We start from the raw sequence: 22,283 nt of genomic DNA, 5'->3' as shown, positions 1-22,283 counted from the left end.
TTAAATCCACAATAAGATAGTAAGTACTACTGCAAAGATAATCACCAATGGCATACAAAACTGCAACCACTGTTTGTAGTTAATATTCACCATTGCTAGTGAAGGTAAGATAAGTCCCGTAGGGGTGATAAGCCCCATAATACCCATTCCAAAAAGATAAGCACTCACCACACTGTGTCCTTCTACTCCCACAACCGAAGCCAGTGACCCTATGATAGGCATCGTGAGTACCGCCATTCCTGAGGAAGAAGCTATAAATAAACTCAGTACACCAAATACTAACATCAGCATTGGCAAAAAGACCATTGGCGACATTCCTTGTACAAGGTCGGTGGCATAATGCAAAATCGTACCCGATATTTGTCCGTCGTTCAGTATAAACGATACCCCTCTGGCTATTCCTATAATGAAGGCTACGCTCAGCAAATCACGTGCTCCTGCCATAAACTGACTGATAAACTGTTGTTCACTACTGCGTTGTAAGATAGCAATCACAACAGCAGCTACCAAGAAGAGAGCTGTCATCTCTTGAAACCACCATTCCCATTGCGATACACCTACAATCATCACTATAAACGAGAGCGCAAATACTAAGAGCTCTATTTTAGTAGAAAGCTCTAAGGAAGTGGTCTTTTCTGGGGTATTAGCACTGTAGATTTCGGGAAGGACTACTCCATACACAATTGACTTTTCGGGGTGTTTGCGTACTTTTTCGGCATAACGAATAATATAAATAATACTTATCAGTACACATACCGCTAAGGCTATCACACGTATGCTAAGCCCCGACGTCCAATCTACTCCGGCGGCATCTGAGGCAATAATCACCGCAAACGGATTGGTAGTCGATGCCATAGAGCCCACATTTGAACCTATGTAAATCACTGCTAAGGGTACCATTAGGTCGTAGCCCGCTGCTAAAAAAATAGGCACTAACATAGGGTAGAAAGCAAGCGTCTCTTCGGCTAATCCAAAGGAAGTGCCTCCCAGCGCCAACAGAGTAGTGAGCAGAACGATAAGGATACCCTCGCGCCCTTTGAGTCGGTGTGCCAAATAGCCTACGCCCATATTTAGTGCTCCCGAACTGTTGAACACCCCTATAAAGCCTCCTAATATGAGTACGAAAAGAATCACCTCTATACTGTCGTAGATTCCTCGTATAGGTGCAAAAAGCACAGATTTAGCTCCTTGCGGGTGAGGTACGCTCTGCACATAAGTATTAGGTATCGAAATAGGCTTCTTAATCTTTTCATCTTTAAACTTGCTCAACTGAATATGAATACCCAAGTCGTCGAGTTGTTCTTGAGTAGCAGGTACAGTATAAGAATTATTTGCAGTGTGTATCACAAAAGTGTCTTGTTGTTTATCATATTGCAAAGTGCTATACGAACCCGATGGCAACAAAAAAGTAAGGCTGGCAGCCAACACTATCACCAACATCAGGACGGTGTAAGGGGTAGGGAATTTGAGTTTTTTCATCAGTTCTGTTCAAGGTTATTAAAAATCGACTTGTCTCCAAATATTCATTAGGCAAAGATATGGTTTATTTTTTTATTTGAGCAAATTTTTAATACTTTTCTGAACCAAGTACATTAAATTTGCTCCAACTTATCTTTGCGTTAGATTCACTTTATCCCCATCCTTTCTTCGTTCATTGTTCGTCTTTTGTTCGTCATTCCTTCGTCATTTGTTCGTCTTTTGTTCGTCTTTTGTTCGTCTTTTGTTCGTCTTTTGTTCGTCTTTTTCCCATCTGCCCGTGCGGCTCGCACCGTCTTTTATTCGTTCTTTATTTGTCTTTTCCGCATCTGCCCGCGTCGCTCGCACTCGTAGAATATACTTTTTCGCTTTTCACTTTTCACTTTTCACTTTTATTCGTACCTTTGCCACCCAAAAATATATAATTCAAAACTCAAAAAATGTCTAAACGTTATACCATTACGGCAGCCCTACCCTATACCAATGGACCTATTCACATCGGTCATTTGGCGGGAGTATATGTGCCAGCTGATATTTTTGCACGTTATCAACGCTTAAAAAACAACGATGTAGCCTTTATTTGCGGAAGCGATGAACACGGAGTAGCCATCTCTATCAAAGCTAAAAAAGAAGGTACTACCCCACAGGCTATTATCGATAAATACCACGCGATTATCAAGCAATCATTTGCTGATTTTGGCATTTCATTCGACAACTATTCGCGTACTTCTGCCCCTATCCATCACCAAACAGCTTCCGATTTCTTCAAAAAACTGTATGAACAAGGTGATTTTATCGAAGAAATATCCGAACAACTCTATGATGAAGAGGCACACCAATTCCTTGCCGACCGCTTTGTGATTGGTACTTGTCCGAAATGTGGCAATCCTGAGGCTTATGGCGACCAATGCGAGCGTTGTGGTAGTTCACTCAACGCTACCGACCTCATCGACCCTAAATCGTCAATCACTGGTAGCAAACCTACGCTAAAAGCTACCAAACACTGGTTTTTGCCCCTCAATCGCTACCAAGAGTTTTTGGAAAAATGGATATTAGAAGGTCACAAATCCGATTGGAAACCCAATGTATATGGGCAAGTAAAAAGTTGGCTCGACGATGAACTCAAACCGCGTGCTGTAACCCGCGACCTCGATTGGGGAATTCCCGTACCCGTAGAAGGCGCTGAAGGCAAAGTACTCTACGTGTGGTTCGATGCGCCTATCGGTTATATCTCTTCTACTAAAGAGTGGGCTGAACGCGAAGGCAAAGACTGGCGTCCTTATTGGCAAGACAGTGATACCCAGTTGGTGCATTTCATTGGGAAAGACAATATCGTATTCCATTGCATTATCTTCCCAGCAATGCTCAAGGCTGAAGGTAGCTTTATACTGCCTGCAAATGTGCCTGCAAATGAGTTCCTAAACTTAGAAGGCAACAAGCTCTCTACCTCTAAAAACTGGGCTGTGTGGTTACACGAGTACTTGCAAGATTTTCCTAATCAGCAAGATGTATTGCGTTATGTTCTTACCGCCAACGCTCCCGAAACCAAAGACAACGACTTTACTTGGAAAGACTTCCAAGCGCGTAACAACAACGAGCTTGTGGCTATCTTTGGGAATTTTATCAACAGAGTGGCAGTGCTAACACAGAAATATTATGAAGGAGTTGTACCACAAGCAGATACTTATAATAACGTAGATAATGAAACACTTCGTCAAATCACAGAATTTACCGAGAAGATAGAACAATCATTAGAACGTTACCGTTTTCGCGAAGCCCAACAAGAGTTGATGAATATGGCACGCTTAGGCAATAAATATTTAGCTGATGAAGAACCTTGGAAACTCATCAAAACTGACCCAGAGCGCGTAAAGACTGTAATGTACATAGCTTTACAAATTGCAACAGCTTTGGCAGTTGCCAGCGAACCTTTCTTGCCTTTCACTTCCGAGAAACTCAAACGTATGTTGCAATTGGGATCTATCACTTGGGAGAACCTAAAAACAAATGCTACTGAGCTCCTCAAAACAGGACATCACATAGGCGTTGCAGAACTTCTTTTTGAAAAGATTGAAGATGCCGCTATCGAAAAGCAATTACAGCGTTTAGAGAACACTAAATTAGCTAATAAGCAAGAAGCCCAAGCCAATGCTGAAACTGAAGTAGCTCCACAAAAAGAACTTATCAGTTACGATGATTTTGCAAAGATGGATATTCGCATTGGTACTATCTTGGAAGCTGAAAAGATGCCTAAGGCAGATAAACTCCTCGTTTTAAAAGTAGATACAGGTATTGATAAACGTACTATTGTTTCGGGTATAGCCCAAAGTTTCGCTCCTGAAGAGATTATAGGTAAAAAAGTAACCGTATTGGTAAACCTTGCTCCACGCAAACTACGCGGTGTGGAAAGCCAAGGAATGATACTAATGGTAGAAAATTCCGAAGGCAAATACACCTTCATCAATCCTGATGCCGATGGAATTAGTAATGGTACAGAAGTAAAGTAAGAATATTATAAAAGTAGAGTTACATTGTGTCTCTACTTTTTTCTTTTTAAGATATCTATCATTACTGCAATGATAATGAGTAGTACTCCTATAATAAGATTTGTTGTAAGACTTTCTTGCTGGAATATCCAAATACTGATAGCTACTGCTACAATGGGTTCCATTACCCCAATGATAGCTGTGGGCGTTGAACCTATTATTCTGATAGCATAAATAAGGGTGATGATAGAAAACAAGGTAGTTACTATACCGAAACTTGTGAGCAGTAAACTCATTTTTACTTCGGGGATAGGGAGAGGGGTACCTATAACCCATAGTTTTACAAGAAAATAAACTGAAGAAAATAAGGTAGAATAAAACGACACTTTTATTCCTGAAGCTGATATTTTTGACTTATTGACAATAAGCATATAGAGTGCATACGAAATTGCCCCAAGTAATGATACTCCTGCCCCTATATAGTCGATTGAAAAGTTTGTAACATCTTTTACACTAAGCAAGAAAACACCTATTAATACAATAAAAAGTGCTAAAATTGTAGGAAAAGTAATGCGTTCTTTGAAGAAAACACCCAAGGCAAGTGCTACTATAAGCGGATACATAAAAAATATAGTAGAAGCAATTCCCGGGGAGAGCAAATCATAAGCAATAAAGAGAAACTCAGCTGAAATGGCATATAAAAGCCCTAAAATAAGAAAGAGAAATACTTCACGAGGGGTAATACGCAGTGTTTCCTTTCGGTAGAAAAGATACCCCATAATAAAGAGACTTGTTGTAATGAAACGATAGAAAAGTGCTGCATCTACTGAAAAACCTTGTTGTTTGATAGGAATCATAAACAGCGGAATCATACCATAAGTAACCGCTGAAATAAAAGCTGCTAAATACCCTTTTACTATATCTTTCATAGTAAAAATTAAAAGAGTTCCATTACATAAGGATAATAGATGATACAGAGCACAATGCTTACAGGTATCACTGCAAAACCTACACTTCCGGCAGCAACATCTTTGATAATCCCAATAGTTTTATGATGATCGGGGTGGATGAAGTCACAGAGTTTCTCAACGGCTGTATTGAGACCTTCAACTGATAACACTATAGCGATACACAACAGTTGTACAATCCACTCATTGGTAGTAATGCCGAAACAAAAGCCTAAAATCACCCATACTAAAGAGATGACAATGTGTACCATCACTGGAGGTTCATTCTTTATTAAATAAAACAAACCTTGAAATACATATTGTAAGCTTTTGAGTCTTTTTCTTATAAATTCCATAATTCTTTATGCTGATTTATTTCTTAAATCGCATTCCGATAACGCCAAAGATAGCTTCACGGATAATGCTTTTATTCATTTTTGATTTTCCTTTAATTCTATCGGTAAAGATGATAGGTACTTCTGTAATTTTAAACTTTTTAAGATAAGCACGGTACTTCATTTCTATTTGAAAAGCATAACCCACAAATCTAATAGTTTTGAGATTGATATGCTCTAATACCCTTCGATGATAACACACAAAACCAGCGGTAGGGTCTTTGATTTTCATTCCTGTAATCACCCTCACATAGATAGAAGCTCCATAGGATAACAAGATGCGTTGCAAAGGCCAATTCACTACATTCACACCTTTTACATAACGCGACCCAATCGCAACATCAGCACCTTGCTGACAAGCCTCATAAAGTCGTAAGAGGTCAGTGGGGTTATGAGAAAAATCGGCATCCATCTCAAAAATATATTCATAGTCACGCGCTAATGCCCACTCAAAACCGTGAATATAAGCTGTTCCTAAGCCTTTTTTCTCAGTCCGTACCTCTAAAAAAAGTCGGTTAGGGTAAATAGTTTGTAATTCGCGTACCTTATTGGCAGTACCATCAGGTGAATTGTCGTCTACAATAAGAATATGAAACTCATCACTTTGGGCAAATACTGCCTTTATGATAGCTTCTATATTTTCAATTTCGTTATATGTAGGAATGACAATTAACAATGGACAATTAATAATTTAACAAGGTGGGCATACACAAAAACTTTGCCAAAGTTGGTCGTAGCACAGTAAGCTATCTCACTTTGGCAAAGTATTTTTTTCAATTTAATAATTAATTACATATCTCCCATTTCTTTAGTAAGTTCAGCATTCATAGCGCGGTATACGCCTGTTTCGAGTTTCTCACGAATCGCTGAGAATGCTTCCAAAGTACGGTCGATATCTTCTTTACTATGTGAAGCGGTAGGGATAATACGCAAGAGTATCATTCCTTTTGGAATCACAGGATAAACTACTATTGACAAGAAGATACCATAGTGCTCGCGTAGGTCGTTTACCATAGCCATTGCCTCAGGAATACTACCGTGCAAGAATACAGGCGTTACGCAAGTATTGGTATTACCAATATTGAACCCACGCTCTTTAAGTCCGTTTTGCAAACGATTTACGTTATCCCATAACTTTTGTTGTAGTTCAGGCATTGTTTCCATCATTTCCAAACGTTTCAAAGCACCTTTTACATAAATCATCGGAAGTGATTTAGCAAACATTTGAGAGCGGAGATTGTATTTGAGGTAGTCCACTACTTTAGCATTTCCAGCGACGAAAGCTCCAATACCTGCCATTGATTTGGCAAAAGTAGAGAAATAAACATCAATTTCATCTTGTACGCCTTGGTGAACACCAGTTCCTTCTCCACGAGGGCCTAAGGTACCAAAACCGTGCGCATCGTCTACTAAAAGACGGAAAGGATATTTCTTTTTAAGGGCTACGATTTCTTTAAGTTTGCCTTGTTCGCCACGCATCCCGAAAACACCTTCTGAAATCACCAAGATACCGCCTCCTGTAGTTTCAGCTAATTTGGCAGCACGCTCTAAGTTTTTCTCAAAGCTCTCCATATCGTTGTGTTGATAGGTATAGCGTTTACCAAAGTGCAAGCGTACCCCATCGATGATACAAGCGTGTGCATCAACATCGTATACAATCACATCGTTTTTGGTAACCAAAGCATCGATAATAGACACCATTCCTTGGTAACCGAAGTTGAGCAAATAAGATGCTTCTTTGTGTACAAATTTGGCTAAACGTTTTTCGAGTTCTTCGTGCATAGTAGTATGCCCGCTCATCATACGAGCCCCCATAGGGTAAGCTGCACCATACTCGGCAGCTGCTTCGGCATCTACTTTGCGGACTTCAGGGTGGTTTGCAAGTCCTAAATAGTCGTTGATACTCCAGTTGAGGATTTCTTTTCCTTGAAATTTCATATGAGGGCCTAATTCGCCTTCCAATTTAGGGAATACATAATACCCTTCGGCGTGGTCAGACCAGCGCCCTATACTTCCTTTATTTGCATAAATATGCTCAAATAAATCTTTCATTCGTTCTTTATCTTATTTTGTTAATTGATAATTATTAGTCAATAAATCCTTGTTTTTTCATCCAGTCGTCGCTGTAGATTTTGTTCATATAGCGCGAACCGTGATCGGCGAGGAGGGCAACTACAATACTATTTTCGTCGAATTTACCTGCCTCAGCATATTGTTTTACGGCTTGCATTGCTGCTCCACTGGTGTAGCCCATAAAAAGTCCTTCAGTACGTGCTAATTTACGAGCCATAAGTGCTGCATCTTTATCGGTTACTTTGATGAACTCATCAATAACATCAAAATCAGTAGCAGTAGGAATCAAGTTTTTACCCATTCCTTCTATTTTGTATGGATATACTTCAGCAGGGTCAAACTCTCGGGTTTCGTGATATTTTTTGATAGCCGAACCATAGGCATCTACCCCTAATACTTGCACTCTTGGGTTTTGCTCTTTTAGGTAGTGGGCAATACCTGAAATGGTACCGCCTGTTCCACTACATACCACCACGTGAGTAATCTCGCCTTGTGTTTGTTGCCATATCTCACGACCTGTCTGGTAATGAGCTTCAGGGTTGAGCGGATTGAAATACTGATTGACATAGATAGAATTAGGAGTTTCGTTGTGGATACGTTTTGCTACTTCGTAGTAAGAGCGAGGGTCATCGGGAGCAACATTTGCAGGACACAAATGTACTTCAGCCCCTAAAGCTTGTAGCATTTCCACTTTGTCGTGAGAAGATTTATCGCTAATTGCAATGATACAGCGGTAGCCTCTTAGAGCACTTATCATTGCCAAACTGTAGCCTGTATTACCTGAACTGGTTTCTACAATAGTATATCCCGGTTTGAGAAGCCCTTTGCGTTCGGCGTCTTCAACGATATACTTGGCTACTCTGTCTTTAGCGGAGTGACCTGCATTAAAAGCCTCAAGTTTAGCAAAATAACGCCCTTTGAGACCTTTGGTAATTTTGTGCAATTCCAATAGAGGTGTATTGCCAATGAGTTGTAGTAAGCTGCTATGTACGTTCAATGATTCATTTATTTTCATTGGTTACTTTCTTTATTTTTGAGTGGCAAAAGTACGAATAATTTGTCAATTAGCAAATTTGTCAATTAGCAAATTTCGATAAGCCCTTGAAAGTTGAGTTTATAAGGTTCATCTTTATATAGAGGGAGGGTTTCATCTGTTACATTGCTAAGCCCTACACCTGCATAGAAAGTGCGAGCGTTATGTTTTTCGGCGTGTTTGCGCACCACTTCCATAAATACGATATCATATTCGGTAGGGTCGTCGCCATAAGGGACAGCCCGCACAATGATGAAGTACTTTTGGTTGTTTTTATCTACACATACAAACTGAGGGTCGCGCTTGAGTTCACTATTTACCAATAGGAATTCCCATTGTAGTTCCTTTTGTAAGGCTTCACCTACAATGTTCATCGCTAAATTGTGGAGTTCTTGACCTGTGAGAGGTGTCATATTCACTTTTTATATAGCGACTATTTTGCCAATTGTTCTAAGCCATACACTATCAAGTCTTCTACTACTTTTTTAGTATCCTTAGTGAAAGTACCTGTAGGGCGGTTGGCAATGATAGCATTGAGTGAAACAGCTTGGTGTCCTAAGAGTTTAGAGAGCCCATAGATGGCTGAGGTTTCCATTTCGAGGTTCGTCATACGATGACCATTGTGATTGAAGCTATGGAGCTTGTCGTTGAGGTCAGGGTCTTGCACTGGCAGGCGCAATACGCGTCCTTGAGGACCGTAAAAACCTGGAGCAGTACCTGTAATACCTTCAAATACTCTATCGGTGAGGAGGCGTTTTTTGAGTTCCTGTCCGCAAGCGATGATATAAGGGCGACCTTTGAGAGGATTCCAACCTGTATGAGCAATAAAAGCCTCTTCCATAGCGAGTTCACGTACCTTAGGACTATCTTTATATGAATGGAACATATTGTCCATACCCAATCCGTAAGAAGAGAGTACAAAACTATCTACGGGTATATCGGCTTGTAGAGAGCCCGAGGTACCGAAACGCACTATATTGAGCGATGTGAGCTGTTCTTTGGGCTGGCGCGTATGCAAATCGATGTTGGCAAGGGCATCGAGCTCGTTGATCACAATGTCGATATTATCAGGACCTATACCAGTGGAAATTACAGTAAGGCGTTTACCTTTATAGGTACCTGTATGGGTACAGAATTCGCGTTTTTGGGTGCTAAATTCTATATTGTCAAAATAAGCGCTCACACGAGGTACACGATTAGGGTCGCCTACCAAAATAACAGTATTGGCTACTTGTTCAGGTCGCAAATTGATGTGGTAAATACTACCATCGGAATTCAAGATAAGTTCAGATTCTTTAATCATAGTATGGTGGGTTTTAATTCTAAAATATTATTACTTATTATATTTGACTTATTGCATTATTTTCTTTAAATAACTTTCAATAGCTGGTTTGCATTCATTGTTAAACAGCTGTTCTAACTTATGAATTTGAGAATGTAAATCTGAAATGCTTTCATTAGTTACCTTATTTAAGTAGATAAGTATTTCGGATTCACGCTTGGCATTTATCTGTGCAAACATACTAGTCATTTTATGAGCTATTGCCTTAATACCTTTGTAATCCTTATTATCAACATAGATTTTTAAGTTTTCCAAGTTAGTATCTGTTTCGGCTAAGAAATGTTGATAAATATTAACAATACCTTCTATATCATCTCCCATAAAGTTCTCCAATACCTCAGGAGTATATCCTCCTGTGGTAACATTATCGGTTAAGATAATTGTCTTTTGTTCTACTTTGGTGTCGAGTTTAGGGAAAAAGACTTTTAGTTTCTCATAAAACTGCTCAGGAGTAAAGGGTTTAGGAAGGATACCGGAGAAGCCACTCTTCATATAAAAACTTTCGGGCACGTCGCGTCTGCCTGTAATGGCTAATACAGGAAGCGGGTTGTTCTTATACTGTTCATTGAAGAGCGTTACAAAGTGGAAGCCATTCATTTCGGGCAATTGTATATCGGTAATTACCAAGTCGAAATTATGGTTAGTCATTTGAGTAAACGCATCTTTACCATTGTTAAACGTAATAGCGTTAATATTTTTCTGCTTTAACAGTTCTTCAATGAGACTAAGGATAGAGAAATCGTCATCAATTACTATAATTGAAATCTTATTGGCGGGCTTGTTTGAGGTTATAATTTGAGGTGCTTTGGTTCGCTCTACTACTTTTTCGGCTAAGAAGCGTAAGGTAAAGGTACTGCCCTTGCCTTCGTTACTCTCTAAATATATCTTACCTCTGAGCAAATGTGCTAATTTTTGAGAGATATGCAAGCCTAAACCAGAACCTCCATAACGCTTAGAAATCTCATCGTTGGCTTGAGTAAACTCATCAAAGATGTGTTGTTGCTGTTCTTTCTTTATACCAATACCCGTATCGGTAACGGCAATACCTATTTCATACACATCGTTGTTTAACGGACGTGCATCGGCTTGTATGTGTACGTTGCCACGTTCGGTAAACTTAAAGGCATTAGAAATGAGGTTATACAATATCTGCTTCACACGATAAGCATCACTTGAAAAGTTTAGATTATTTACCGTTTCGGAAAAAGTAAAGGTAAGGTTTATTTCCTTAGTTTTATAAGCTGACTTCACATTATTGGCTACCTCATCAATAATTTCGGCGGTATTGAAAGGAACTTTTTCAACAGATATTTTTCCTGCCTCGATACGAGTATAATCTAATAGTTCATCTACTAATTTAGATATATATTCTGATGAATACTTGATATGTGAAAGATAATTCTTACCCTTATCGGAGATTTTCTGTTTGCTAAGCAATTCGGAATATCCCACAATAGAACTCAATGGAGTACGCAAATCGTGGCTTACCATAGAAATGAGTTGCTCACGGTTTTTCAGTAGGTTATACGATTTCCGGTTAGCGGTTTCGAGTTTACGACGATAACGTTGAGAGGTGACAAAATCATTGATAATCACAATAGAAGAAATGGCTATAATGCCCAAAGCTACCAAAAAGGCTAACATCAATAGGTTTTTACTATTCTCAAAAATAGCTCGACGCTCTTGACTTAGCTTTTGTGAATTAGCCAATACCTCTTCTTCAAAATTATGTAGTAGGTCGTCAAGTTTTTGAGATAAACGCACATCGTTTTGCCAAAGGCTTTGCATTCGTTCATTAATTTGGCTTTTAGACTCTTGCGTATCTTCATTTACCTTATTGAGCAAGGTAAGCGTTTCCATTACTACCTTATCGAATTTGGTATTTTTGAACGTTTTTGGAATCTTAATGTTCTTATATTTCTTTAAGATAGAAGCAATATCAGTAGCGGGAACAGGGGTATATTCTCTATTTTTACGTCGGGAATAGGTTTTGTTATATACTTCATAACCTAAATAAGGTTCCAAACTTGAGAGCTTACTGATGGCACTGCGAATAATGATAGAAGTACTGTCGCTTTCTTGAAAAGCTTTTAACTCCTGTAAGTTTTCACTTTTAAGATTTAGCAAAGAAGTAATAGTATCGAGGGTTAAGAGCTGTCTTTCGGAAGTAATATCACGACGAAATTTTAGTACCTCATTCTGTAAAGTAACATTCTTTTCTAAGAAAACTTGAAGCGCTTCTCTATCATCGGTACGTATAGCGACCCTTCCTGCGCTTTCGGTATCGTTCATCAGGGTGAGTATCTTGCTAATTTGGATAATTTTATTTCTGTCTTGCTGGTTAATTTCTTCTTGGTGTGAGAGTTTTTGTATTTCTTTATAGACTACATATCCTGCTACAATAGACACGCAGATAAGCAACACATAGCTCACAATAACTTTAAGAGTTACTTTGTTTGACTTCATTTTGAGTATTTTAGTGCGTAAAAAAGACATTTATTAACCGACAAAAGTACGACTTTTTTTTAAATGTACAACTATAATAGGAAAAATCTATATTTTTAAGAAGTAAAAGATAAAAAAATAGTTAATGATTAATGGTGAATGGTTAATGGTGAAATTAGGAGAGGATTATAGAAAGCTTATAAGATAGTTGAACAATGAGTGGCTCTACAGTGGCTCTACAGTGGCTCTACAATGAATAAAAGACGGTGCGAGTTGCACGGGCAGATAGAGAAAAGACGAACAAATGACGAACAATGAACGAAGGAAAGACGAACAATGAACGAAGGAAAGACGAACAATGAACGAACAATGAACGAACAATGAACGAACAATGAACGAACAAAAGACGAACAAAAGACGAACAATGAACGAAGGAAAGGCGAAGGTAAGTTAACGTTAAAACAGAGATAAAAAGAAGGTTATTGAGAGGACTTCTACTCTGCCAAAGTTAAATCTTGGCAAAGTCCATAACAGTAAAGCGAAGATAAGATTGAGAGCAGAAGATAATTTGTTGTAGAGCTGGTGTTTATAAGAAATGATTTATACAAGGGGATTTCCAGGGTGAGAAAAAAAGAAGAAAAATTTATTTTTTTTATTGTATGTATTAATATTTTTTCTACTTTTGTGGCATTAACTTAAATATTCAATGTTTATGGAAACAAAAAATGTAAATTTCCTAAGTATTGCACTTAGAAACGGTATTTTATTAGGGGTTGCTTGTGTAGTTTTAAGCGTATTGCTGTACGTAACAAACCTTTTGTACACTGGAAGTTTTTTGATAGGTGCTATCACTTGGCTATTAAATTTAGCTATCTGTGTAGTTTTTATCGTGATGGCTGTTCAGCAGTACAAAACGGCTAACGACGGTTTCTTAACTGTAGGTGAAGCTATTAAAGTGGGGATAGTAACCGCTCTCGTGGGAGGGGTAATCGCTGCTATTTACAGTGTAATCTACACTACTGTTATTGACCCTAACTATTATGAAAAAGTAGTAGAGGTTACAATGGAAAAAATGAGTGCTTTTACCTCTAATTTCAGTGAAGAACAAATGGAAGAGCTCCGTGAAAAAACACTTGAGAGCAAGCCTTCTGTGGTATGGACATTCTTTTCATCGATATTGGGCTCTGCCATTGGAGGTGTTATTATCTCGGCTATAGTAGGGGCTGTGAAGAAGAAAGAACGCCCAATGCCTCTTTAGTGGTTGCTCCTTCTCAATAGATAAAAACAACTGATTATCAGTAATAAAACTTTGCCAAAGATTGTAGCGCAACAAGCTATTGAAACTTTGGCAAAGTTCTTTTATAATAAAAGAACTAACATTGCTCGTTGCTTGTTGATGCTATTAAGTCAAACACATAAAATTTTCTTTTAAAAAGAAGAAACAGAAATTGAAACAAATTAGTTTCAAAATTTTAAAAAAATCGGTAGCAAGCTACCCAAAATACTTTGCTAAAACCTTTCACACAAGGGGAAACCTCAATTTTTGTTTAATTCATAATGACGTAAGCCTCACTTCTTTACTCATTGAATTTCGTACGTTTTCCTTAGTTAGTTCTTAACTATTACTTGCTAATTGTTATTTATTTTGTACCTTTGCACTCTCTTTATGATATTAAGATTATGGAAAAAATAAAGAAATTCAGACTTGACTTCATAGATGTGATTCGCGCCTTTGCTATCTGTATGATGCTACAAGGGCATTTTATAAATGGACTACTTGCTGACCGCTACCGCGACGAAAATAACTTTATATACTGGCTATGGCACTACTGCACTGGTATTACCGCTCCTGTGTTCTTCACTGTTTCGGGGTTTATCTTCACTTTTTTATTGGTAAAAGAAAGTGATGCTACAAAAGTAGGCTGGAATAACCCTCGCGTGAAGAAAGGTATTAGGCGTGGACTGATGCTCATCGGTATTGCTTACTTCTTGCGTATGAGTTTCCAAAGTGTAGATGTACTGCACTGTATTGGGCTTTCACTCTTGTTGCTCATCGCTACTTACTTACTTTCATATAACCGCAAGTCGTGGGTAATGCCTACGATATTGCTCACCACTACCCTACTGGCGTTCACTTTTGAGCCTTTTTACAAGGATTTGCGCTTTGATTCACTACCCTTGCCTATTGCTAATTACCTGACTCGTGCACACGGTAGTTTCTTTCCTATTTTTCCTTGGTTTGGTTATGTGTCGTTTGGAGGTTTTATGGGATATCTATTTCAGCGATATAAAAATCACCCTCACCTATACCGTAATGCTATTCTGCTATTTCTAAGCGTAGGAGCATTCTTGTTGTGGGGTTCTCACTTTGTGATAGAACAATTGTTCTATATCAACCATTCGCCATTTTTTGAGCGATTAATGCAGGACTTTGCTTATTTGCGTTTGGGGAATGTATTACTCGTGTTTGGTTTCTTTGCCCTAATGCGCAATGTGATTACTTCACAACTGATTAAAACTATTGGGCAAAACACCCTATCGATTTACGTTATACACTGCTTTATCATATATGGTAGTATTACCTCACACGGGCTTATACAGCACTTCGGAGGGCAGTTGAAACCTTATCAAGTGGTATTAGGAGCGCCTGCCTTTATAGCCGTGTGCGTATGGTTATCATTTATTTACAACCGGATAAAACCTGTTATCAAATCAGGAATTGCTTTTGTATTAAAAGAAATCAGAGCATTTTTGGTAGAGAGTTACCAATTTATTGTAAAACTATTAGGAAGGCTTGTTGCCTTATTTGTTAAGGAATGAAAAAACATCTTATTATTTTAGCTTCGGTTATGGCATTTAATAGCATACAAGCACAACAACCTCTCACCCCCGAAAAACTATGGGAACTACATCGCGTGAATGGTATAGGTATTACCCCCGACCAGCAATATGTATTGGTGAGTGTGAGTACTCCAAATATAAAGGAAAATACTTTTAACAAAGAATACTATAAACTTGCCGTAAAAGGAGGTGTTCCCATTCCTATAAGCAAAGAAGAGGTAGAAAAGCTCACGGCTAAATACAATACTGATAAAAGCCTAAAATTGACTCATAAGGAAGTAAAATTAAAGTCGGTTTTAGGGAAAGACTTCTATACCGACTTAGAAAAATCATCAGGGAAGCTGTACAATAGCTTAGACCACCGCCATTGGGACACGTGGAATGAAGGTAGTTACAATCACGTGATGATAGAAGATAGTAATGGTAAGCAAACTGATATAATGGAAGGACTGCCCTATTACTGTCCGCAGTTGCCTTTTGGAGGTGATGAGGATTATATATGGAGTCTCGACGGTAAAAAGGTACTTTATGTTACCAAAGCCAAAGTAGGCACTGATTATGTACTGAGCACTAATACTGATATCTATGAGTACGACCTCACCTCGAAAAAAACAACAAACCTCACCGAAGGAATGGTGGGGTATGACACCAACCCTCAGTATAGCAAAGAGGGCGTACTTGCGTGGCTCAGTATGGCACACGACGGTAATGAAGCTGATAAAAACGACCTTTATATATTGAAGGACGGCAAGCGCATTAACCTTACAGCTAACTGGGATAATACTGTTTTCAGTTACCGATGGAGCAACGATGGGAAGCAAATATACCTAATTGCGGCTACCCAAGGAACAGAGCAAGTGTTTGTAGTAGCTCCTTTTAGTAAAGATACTTCTCCAAGACAACTCACACAAGGCGTATTTGATGTGAATAGTATAGTAGGACAAGCAGGCGACCAATTGGTTATGATGCGCACGGATATGAACCACGCAGCTGAACTGTATACTATCAATTTAAAAGAGAAAAAAGGACGGATAACACTATCACAGCTTTCACATTTTAATGATGAGCTATACAAAGGGATTGCTGAATGTCCTATTAAGGAGCGTATCATCAAAACTACTGACGGCAAGAGAATGCACGCTTGGGTAATTTACCCACCCAACTTTGACCCTAACAAGAAGTACCCTACCCTACTCTACTGCCAAGGAGGACCACAATCTGTTGTAAGCCAGTTTTACAGTTTTCGTTGGAACTTCCAAGTAATGGCTTCACAAGGTTATATAGTGATAGCTCCCAACCGCAGAGGATTACCAGGCTTTGGAGTAAAATGGAATGCGGAAATTAGCGGAGATTGGGGCGGACAGCCGATGCGCGATTACCTATCGGCTATTGATGATATAGCCAAGGAACCTTATGTAGACAAAGAACGATTGGGAGCTATAGGAGCCAGCTACGGAGGATATTCAATCTACTACTTAGCAGGTATTCACCAAAAACGTTTCAAGACGTTTATTGCCCATTGCGGAGTATTCAACTTACAAAGTATGTATGGCACTACCGAAGAGCTCTTCTTCAACAATAACGAAATAGGAGGTGCTTATTGGGATAAAAAGAACGCTGTAGCGCAAAAATCGTATAAAGAGTTCAATCCTATAGAAAAGATTACAGAATGGGACACCCCTATTCTCATCATTCACGGAGGGAAAGACTACCGAGTACCCGAAGAACAGGGATTCCAAGCTTTTACAGCAGCTCAACTGAGAGGCATCAAGAGTGAGTTACTTTATTTTCCTGATGAGAACCACTGGGTATTACAACCTCAAAACGGACTCTTATGGCAGAGGACGTTTTTCAAATGGCTAAAAGAAACATTATAAAACTAAAAGGAGGCTACCATAATCGGGTAGCCTCTTTTTTCTATATATTAGAAGAGTCCTTCTACTGACCAATAGCGTTCGCCTGTATCATAGTTTACAGTAAGGACACGTGCCTTAGGGTCTTTTTTGAGCACTTTGGCTACGGCTGCCAAAGAAGCTCCCGTAGAAATACCAGCTAAAATACCTTCTTCTTTCGCTAACTTGCGGGCATATTCAAAAGCCTCATCTTTACTTATTAATAGAATATCATCTACAAGCTTCGCATCATAATTCTTTGGTACAAAACCAGCACCTATCCCTTGTAGAGGGTGAGGACCAGCTGCCCCTCCACTGAGCACGGGTGATAGTTCAGGTTCTACGGCTATGGTTTTAAGATGAGGGAAGTGTTGTTTAAGCACTTTGGATACTCCAGAAATATGTCCACCAGTACCAACTCCTGTTACAAAATAATCAAAGCCATCGGGGAAGGATTGCAAGATTTCTTGAGCAGTAGTGCGCTCGTGTACCTCAGGGTTAGCAGGGTTCTCGAACTGTTGAGGCACCCAATAGTTAGGTTTACCTTCGGCTATTTCGAGGGCTTTGGCAATGGCACCTCCTGTTCCTTTTTCTTTTGGAGTTAATACAACCTCAGCTCCATAAGCCGATACCAATTTACGGCGCTCTATACTCATAGATTCGGGCATTACCACAATGAGTTTATAACCTTTTACGGCAGCTACTAAGGCAAGTCCAACCCCTGTATTACCTGAGGTAGGCTCTACAATCACAGTATTTTTATTGAGGATACCTTTGTTTTCAGCATCTTCAATCATTGCGAGTGCGATACGGTCTTTAATACTACCGCCTGGGTTCAAGCGTTCTAACTTGATAAATACGTTGGCATCTTTACCAAACAATCGATTAATTTTCACTTCGGGAGTACGCCCGATAAGTTCTAAAACATTTTTGTACAACATTATATAATTATTTATTAGTTACGTGTTTGTTAATAGTTAGTGGTTAATGATTAGTGAATTGGTATTAGGGACTAATGTTTAAAGACTAAATTACAAAATTAATAGGTTCTTCATACACTTCGTTGTCTTTTACTATGATTTGACTCTTGTGGAAAACTTTGGTAAAAGGTTCTATGCTATGGGTAAGCCATACGTTCCCGCCAATAACGCTATCGTGACCTATTACGGTTTCACCCCCTAAGATTGTGGCACCTGAATAAATTACCACATTGTCTTGAATAGTAGGATGACGTTTGGTATGAGCCTTATCTACCGATACTGAGAGTGCCCCTAAGGTAACCCCTTGGTATACTTTTACGTGGTTACCTATAACCGTAGTTTCACCAATAACAATAGCCGTACCGTGGTCTATCATAAAAGGGACGCCAATGGTTGCTCCTGGGTGAATGTCGATACCTGTTTTGCTATGGGCGTATTCGGTGAGTATACGGGGCAAGAGTGGTACTTCGCGCGTCCATAGTTCGTGAGCGATACGATATACCATAATAGCAAAGAAACCAGGATAGGTAACTTGTACTTCTCTCAGAGAGGTAGCTGCTGGGTCACTATCGATAAAATACTGAGCATCTTGTTTTAATTGAGCATAAATAGTGGGCAAAATACAATCATAATAATCAGTCAGTTGCTCTTTCTGAGGTTCGTTTTGCAGAAAATCATCTACAATACTGATAAAATCATAACGCAATTCCTCATAGCGTGCTTCTATATTCGATTTAGAGAGACAAGTACGCTCATCTATGAGAAATAAGAACTGAAAGAGTTCTTCTACAAAGGCGTTAATACGCTGTTTGCTTACGTGATGTTTGATATTTTTACTTTCTTGATAGAGTTCGATAATGAAACTCTCGGTGCAATTTACTTTTGTCATTATTATAAAAAAATAGCCCCACTACCTATTATGAGCAGTGGGGTGTTGTTATTTCGTTTACTAAAATATATATACTGATACTTTCAAGAAATAACGAGCCTTGCACCGCTCACAGGGAAGGTACAACACATCATCATTATTTGAAAAGTATACAGTTTCATACAGTACTATTCTATTAATCGGGGCAAAGGTAAGAATATTTTTCTAACTACCAAAGAAAAACTGAAATATTTTTATTTTTTTGTTATACAAAAAGATATAATCGGAGTTCTAGGATTGTCTTAGAAAAGAGATGAGGAAGCAGAAAGATAGCGAAGAGGAACGGAAGAGGTGATTCAGGTAAAAGATAAAAGATAAGAGGTAAAATGGGTGTGGTTAGCTTATAGAGAGCTTATAGAGAGCTTATAGGAAGCTTATACGAATCTTGGACGATTGGTATAGAAAGGGTATATAAGTAATTAACTCATAGTATAATACAACAGGGTTAGAAATGGTAAAAACAGGGTTTCGAGGCGAAAGAAAAGGAAGGATAAATTAGAGAATTAGTCAATTTGAAAGTTAGGAAATTTGGAATTTAATAAATGCAAAAGTGACTTATTGGAGGTTTCGGGAAGACCTTGAAAGAAATGGAAGGAAGGGGATAGTAGGAGGTGCAAAGGTTAAATGAATTCGATGAGGGATAATATAGTGATGCAAAAGCGATTGAAAAAATAGTATTCTGTTATATTTAATAGATGTTAAATTAAGCATTTTTATAAGTTTGATATTAATATTATTTAGATTTGTTTTATATAATTCAAAAAAAGTACTACCTTTGCAGTCCGATTTAGTGAAGAATGAAAAGTGAAAAGAAATATACACAATCATTACGATACCAAAGGTTCATCTCTTTGGCACTCATTGTTTTTCCTATTTTTTGCTCGGCTCTTTACGCTCAAACTGCAACTCTCACCACTGTTTCTCCTACTACTATTTCTGATACTACACAACCTATTCAGTTAGAAGAAGTGGTAGTAACTGCCAAAGAACTTCCTGCTCCTACCTCTACTTCGCTTATCGACCGAAAGGCTATGCGACATCTCCAGCCGTCCAGCTTTGCCGATTTGGTGAGTTTGCTTCCTGGTCAACAAGTTACGACTCCCTCACTGAACTATGCCAATACTCTTACGCTCAGACAAGCAGGAACGCCTATGGACGGCTATAGTATTTCCTCTTTAGGCGTAGGCTTCAATATTGATGGTGTTCCCTTAGATGTAAATAACAATATGCAATCTACGGTAGGTACCGGAATGATTATCACCCCTCAATCGAATTACGCCGATAAGAAGCGCAACACTACCCGCTCGGGAGTGGATATGCGCACCATCGCTACCGATGATATTGAAACAGTGGAGATTATACGCGGAATCCCATCGGTGAAATTTGGTGATATCAGCAGTGGGGTAGTAACAATTCACCGCAAAAAAGGCTATACTCCCCTTAGGGCACGCGCCAAAGCCGATGGTTTTAGCAAACTTTTCTATATAGGTAAAGGTTTCAGTTTTTTTGAAAATAGCCTTAAACTCAACTTTAGTTTGGATTATTTGAATGCACAACCCGACCCGCGTAACAGCTTTGAAAACTACAAGCGTTATACTGCTTCGGCTCGTGCCGAAAAACACTTTAATACCGAAAATCCGCTTACGTGGAATTTCAGCATCGACTATACGGGTACTATCGACAAGGAAAAACGCGACCCCGATGTAGGTTTTGATCGCTATGATGCTTATCAATCTACTTACAACAATATCCGTATCGCCAATGAGCTGAGTTGGGAACTCCACAAAACATTCTTCAAAACATTGGTACTCAAAACTAGTTACTCGCAGAGTTTTGACCGTATTGAACAAGACAGATGGGTGCAAATCACCAATGCGCGCCCTGTCTTCACAAACACAGAAGCTGGTGAATTTTATGGCGCATTTTCCGACCCTAACTATGTGTCGCACTTGCTCGTAGATGGCAAACCGCTACACCTTTATACCGACTTTGCAGCAGGAGGTTATAAACGTTTTGCAGGATTCCTTAACGAGTTTCTTATAGGGCTTACTTACAACTACAACAAAAACAACGGTCTGGGTCAGGTATACGATTTGGCGCACCCACCTTCACCTGAAATGACTACACGTCCGCGTGCTTTTAAGAGTATTCCCGCGATGCAGGATATGTCTTTTTATATTGAAGAACAGTTAGAAAAAACCTTTTGGCATACCGATTTCCTCTTGCGTGCTGGTTTGCGCGCCAACACCCTTTTAGGACTTGATTCACGCTACGCATTGCATAACAAGGTGTGTTTCGACCCACGCGTGAATATGAAAGTTACTTTCCCTAAAATTGAGTTTGCTAACCAAAAAGCTCTCAGTATCAGTCTTACAGGTGGTTGGGGCAAGCACAGCAAACTCCCTACTCAAGAGATGCTCTACCCTCAAGAAAAATACGAAGATTTTGTTCAGCTAAATTACTATCACAGCCAAAGGGCATACCGCCAATTGCACTATAAAACGTATATTTTTCCGCAAGTGAACTACAGCATTATTCCCGCGGTGAACAGCAAAGCCGAAGTGCGTCTTGGCTTGGAATACGACCACCATTCGCTGTTTATCACCTATTTCGACGAGCGTATGCAATCGGGTTTTCGAAAAATGAGCGATTATCACAAGGTATTCTATAAAAAATACGATGCTACAGGGCTCAATCACAATGCGATTACTGCCCCTCCTTTGGTGGAAAATCTGCCCTATACAGTGCAAGACGCCCTGATACTCTCAGATATGGAGAGCAATGGCTCAGCTATCGATAAACAAGGGGTGGAATTTCAGTACAGTAGCAAGCGCCTACAATTGCTCAACACTCGTTTTACACTCAGTGGCGCGTGGTTTCACAGCTTGTATTACAATTCATTACCTGTATATCGTCCTGCCGATAAAGATGTCATCAACAACCGCAAATATTACAATCTGGGAGTATATCCTGAAATGGAGAAGTACGACTGTGAACAGTTACAAACCAGTCTCGTAGCCGACACTTACCTCCCTGAACTGCATCTCATCACCTCTGTGCGTTGCGACCTCACTTGGTATGTTATCAACAGCAGTCCATCTCTTAGTCGTGTGCCCACTCACTACATCAGTGAAGATGGTGTGCGTCACCCATATACAGCGACAGAAGCGAGTGACCCCGTATTGCAATGGCTCATACGCCCTACAACTATAAGTCTCAGTGATAGAACCCCATTATCAATGAACATACATCTAAAAATATCAAAAGAATTTTATAAATATTTTACCCTTTCGATATATGTAAACAATCTGTTCAACTTTTACGAGGACTACCGTGTGAACAGACAATACATCAACCGTCGCGGACTTATCAACCCCTATTTTGGAATGGAGATGAACATTTCTTTAGGGAAGAGTAAATTAGCAAATTAATAAATTAACATATT

At 39.2% G+C, this 22,283-nt stretch carries 17 protein-coding genes; 5 read left to right on the top strand and 12 right to left on the bottom strand.

The features are described from left to right. Both AM608_RS01665 and AM608_RS11965 read right to left on the bottom strand, forming a co-directional pair. A complete protein-coding gene (locus tag AM608_RS01665; protein WP_053580560.1) occupies window positions 1–1,479 on the bottom strand; it encodes a YfcC family protein in 1,479 nt (492 codons plus the stop codon). A gap of 146 nt (window positions 1,480–1,625) precedes the next feature. After that, window positions 1,626–1,769, bottom strand: a complete 144-nt coding sequence (locus AM608_RS11965) for a hypothetical protein (RefSeq protein ID WP_157466223.1) — start codon at window positions 1,767–1,769, stop codon at window positions 1,626–1,628. Between the two features lie 147 nt (window positions 1,770–1,916). On the opposite strand from AM608_RS11965, the gene metG reads away from it, so the two are divergent. Beyond that, window positions 1,917–3,983, top strand: a complete 2,067-nt coding sequence (metG, locus tag AM608_RS01660; protein WP_053580559.1) for a methionine--tRNA ligase — start codon at window positions 1,917–1,919, stop codon at window positions 3,981–3,983. 32 nt (window positions 3,984–4,015) lie between these two features. Here the strand turns inward: metG and AM608_RS01655 are convergent, their stop codons facing one another. The 8 genes from AM608_RS01655 to AM608_RS01620 all read right to left on the bottom strand — a co-directional run bounded on the left by AM608_RS01655 (window position 4,016) and on the right by AM608_RS01620 (window position 12,218). Continuing rightward, complete coding sequence (locus AM608_RS01655; RefSeq protein ID WP_053580558.1) at window positions 4,016–4,891, bottom strand: DMT family transporter; 876 nt, start codon at window positions 4,889–4,891, stop codon at window positions 4,016–4,018. Window positions 4,892–4,899: 8 nt separating this feature from the next. After that, entirely contained in the window at window positions 4,900–5,265 is a 366-nt protein-coding gene (locus AM608_RS01650) for a diacylglycerol kinase family protein (RefSeq protein ID WP_009418724.1), read from the bottom strand. A gap of 16 nt (window positions 5,266–5,281) precedes the next feature. Next, the gene (locus AM608_RS01645) at window positions 5,282–5,980 is read right to left on the bottom strand and encodes a polyprenol monophosphomannose synthase (RefSeq protein ID WP_053580557.1); all 699 of its coding nucleotides are present in this window, start codon (window positions 5,978–5,980) and stop codon (window positions 5,282–5,284) included. A gap of 113 nt (window positions 5,981–6,093) precedes the next feature. Further along, on the bottom strand, window positions 6,094–7,356 hold the full coding sequence (locus tag AM608_RS01640) for an aminotransferase class I/II-fold pyridoxal phosphate-dependent enzyme (protein WP_009411789.1): 1,263 nt from the start codon (window positions 7,354–7,356) through the stop codon (window positions 6,094–6,096). A 34-nt stretch (window positions 7,357–7,390) separates the two neighbouring features. Beyond that, window positions 7,391–8,392 carry a PLP-dependent cysteine synthase family protein gene (locus AM608_RS01635; RefSeq protein ID WP_053580556.1) on the bottom strand — a complete coding sequence of 334 codons (1,002 nt, stop codon included), beginning with the start codon at window positions 8,390–8,392 and terminating at the stop codon, window positions 7,391–7,393. 65 nt (window positions 8,393–8,457) lie between these two features. Then, window positions 8,458–8,823, bottom strand: coding sequence for a hypothetical protein (locus AM608_RS01630; RefSeq protein WP_009418728.1), 366 nt, complete (start codon window positions 8,821–8,823; stop codon window positions 8,458–8,460). Window positions 8,824–8,843: 20 nt separating this feature from the next. Next, entirely contained in the window at window positions 8,844–9,713 is an 870-nt protein-coding gene (locus tag AM608_RS01625; RefSeq protein ID WP_053580555.1) for a nucleoside phosphorylase, read from the bottom strand. A gap of 48 nt (window positions 9,714–9,761) precedes the next feature. Next, window positions 9,762–12,218: an ATP-binding protein gene (locus tag AM608_RS01620; RefSeq protein ID WP_253273498.1), complete on the bottom strand. Its 2,457-nt coding sequence runs from the start codon at window positions 12,216–12,218 to the stop codon at window positions 9,762–9,764. A 685-nt stretch (window positions 12,219–12,903) separates the two neighbouring features. Here AM608_RS01620 and AM608_RS01615 point away from each other — a divergent pair. The 3 genes from AM608_RS01615 (at window position 12,904) to AM608_RS01605 (ending at window position 16,915) form a co-directional block, all read left to right on the top strand. Beyond that, window positions 12,904–13,455, top strand: a complete 552-nt coding sequence (locus tag AM608_RS01615; protein ID WP_015782863.1) for a DUF4199 domain-containing protein — start codon at window positions 12,904–12,906, stop codon at window positions 13,453–13,455. Between the two features lie 422 nt (window positions 13,456–13,877). Beyond that, entirely contained in the window at window positions 13,878–15,017 is a 1,140-nt protein-coding gene (locus AM608_RS01610) for a heparan-alpha-glucosaminide N-acetyltransferase domain-containing protein (protein ID WP_053580553.1), read from the top strand. Beyond that, entirely contained in the window at window positions 15,014–16,915 is a 1,902-nt protein-coding gene (locus AM608_RS01605; protein WP_053580552.1) for a S9 family peptidase, read from the top strand. The genes AM608_RS01610 and AM608_RS01605 overlap by 4 nt, the downstream gene beginning before the upstream one ends. Window positions 16,916–16,962: 47 nt before the next feature. Here the strand turns inward: AM608_RS01605 and cysK are convergent, their stop codons facing one another. Both cysK and AM608_RS01595 read right to left on the bottom strand, forming a co-directional pair. Beyond that, entirely contained in the window at window positions 16,963–17,871 is a 909-nt protein-coding gene (gene cysK / locus AM608_RS01600; RefSeq protein WP_002671722.1) for a cysteine synthase A, read from the bottom strand. Between the two features lie 85 nt (window positions 17,872–17,956). After that, window positions 17,957–18,799, bottom strand: coding sequence for a serine O-acetyltransferase (locus tag AM608_RS01595; protein ID WP_009420883.1), 843 nt, complete (start codon window positions 18,797–18,799; stop codon window positions 17,957–17,959). Between the two features lie 836 nt (window positions 18,800–19,635). Between AM608_RS01595 and AM608_RS01590 the strand changes: the two genes are divergently transcribed. After that, the gene (locus AM608_RS01590; RefSeq protein WP_053580551.1) at window positions 19,636–22,269 is read left to right on the top strand and encodes a TonB-dependent receptor plug domain-containing protein; all 2,634 of its coding nucleotides are present in this window, start codon (window positions 19,636–19,638) and stop codon (window positions 22,267–22,269) included. The last annotated feature ends 14 nt before the right edge of the window (window positions 22,270–22,283 follow it).

Origin of the sequence: Capnocytophaga sp. oral taxon 323 (assembly GCF_001278825.1) — a bacterium.
GTDB classification, from domain to species: domain Bacteria; phylum Bacteroidota; class Bacteroidia; order Flavobacteriales; family Flavobacteriaceae; genus Capnocytophaga; species Capnocytophaga ochracea.
Note: the sequence above shows the minus strand (reverse complement) of the source record. Positions and strands in the feature narration are given on the sequence as shown.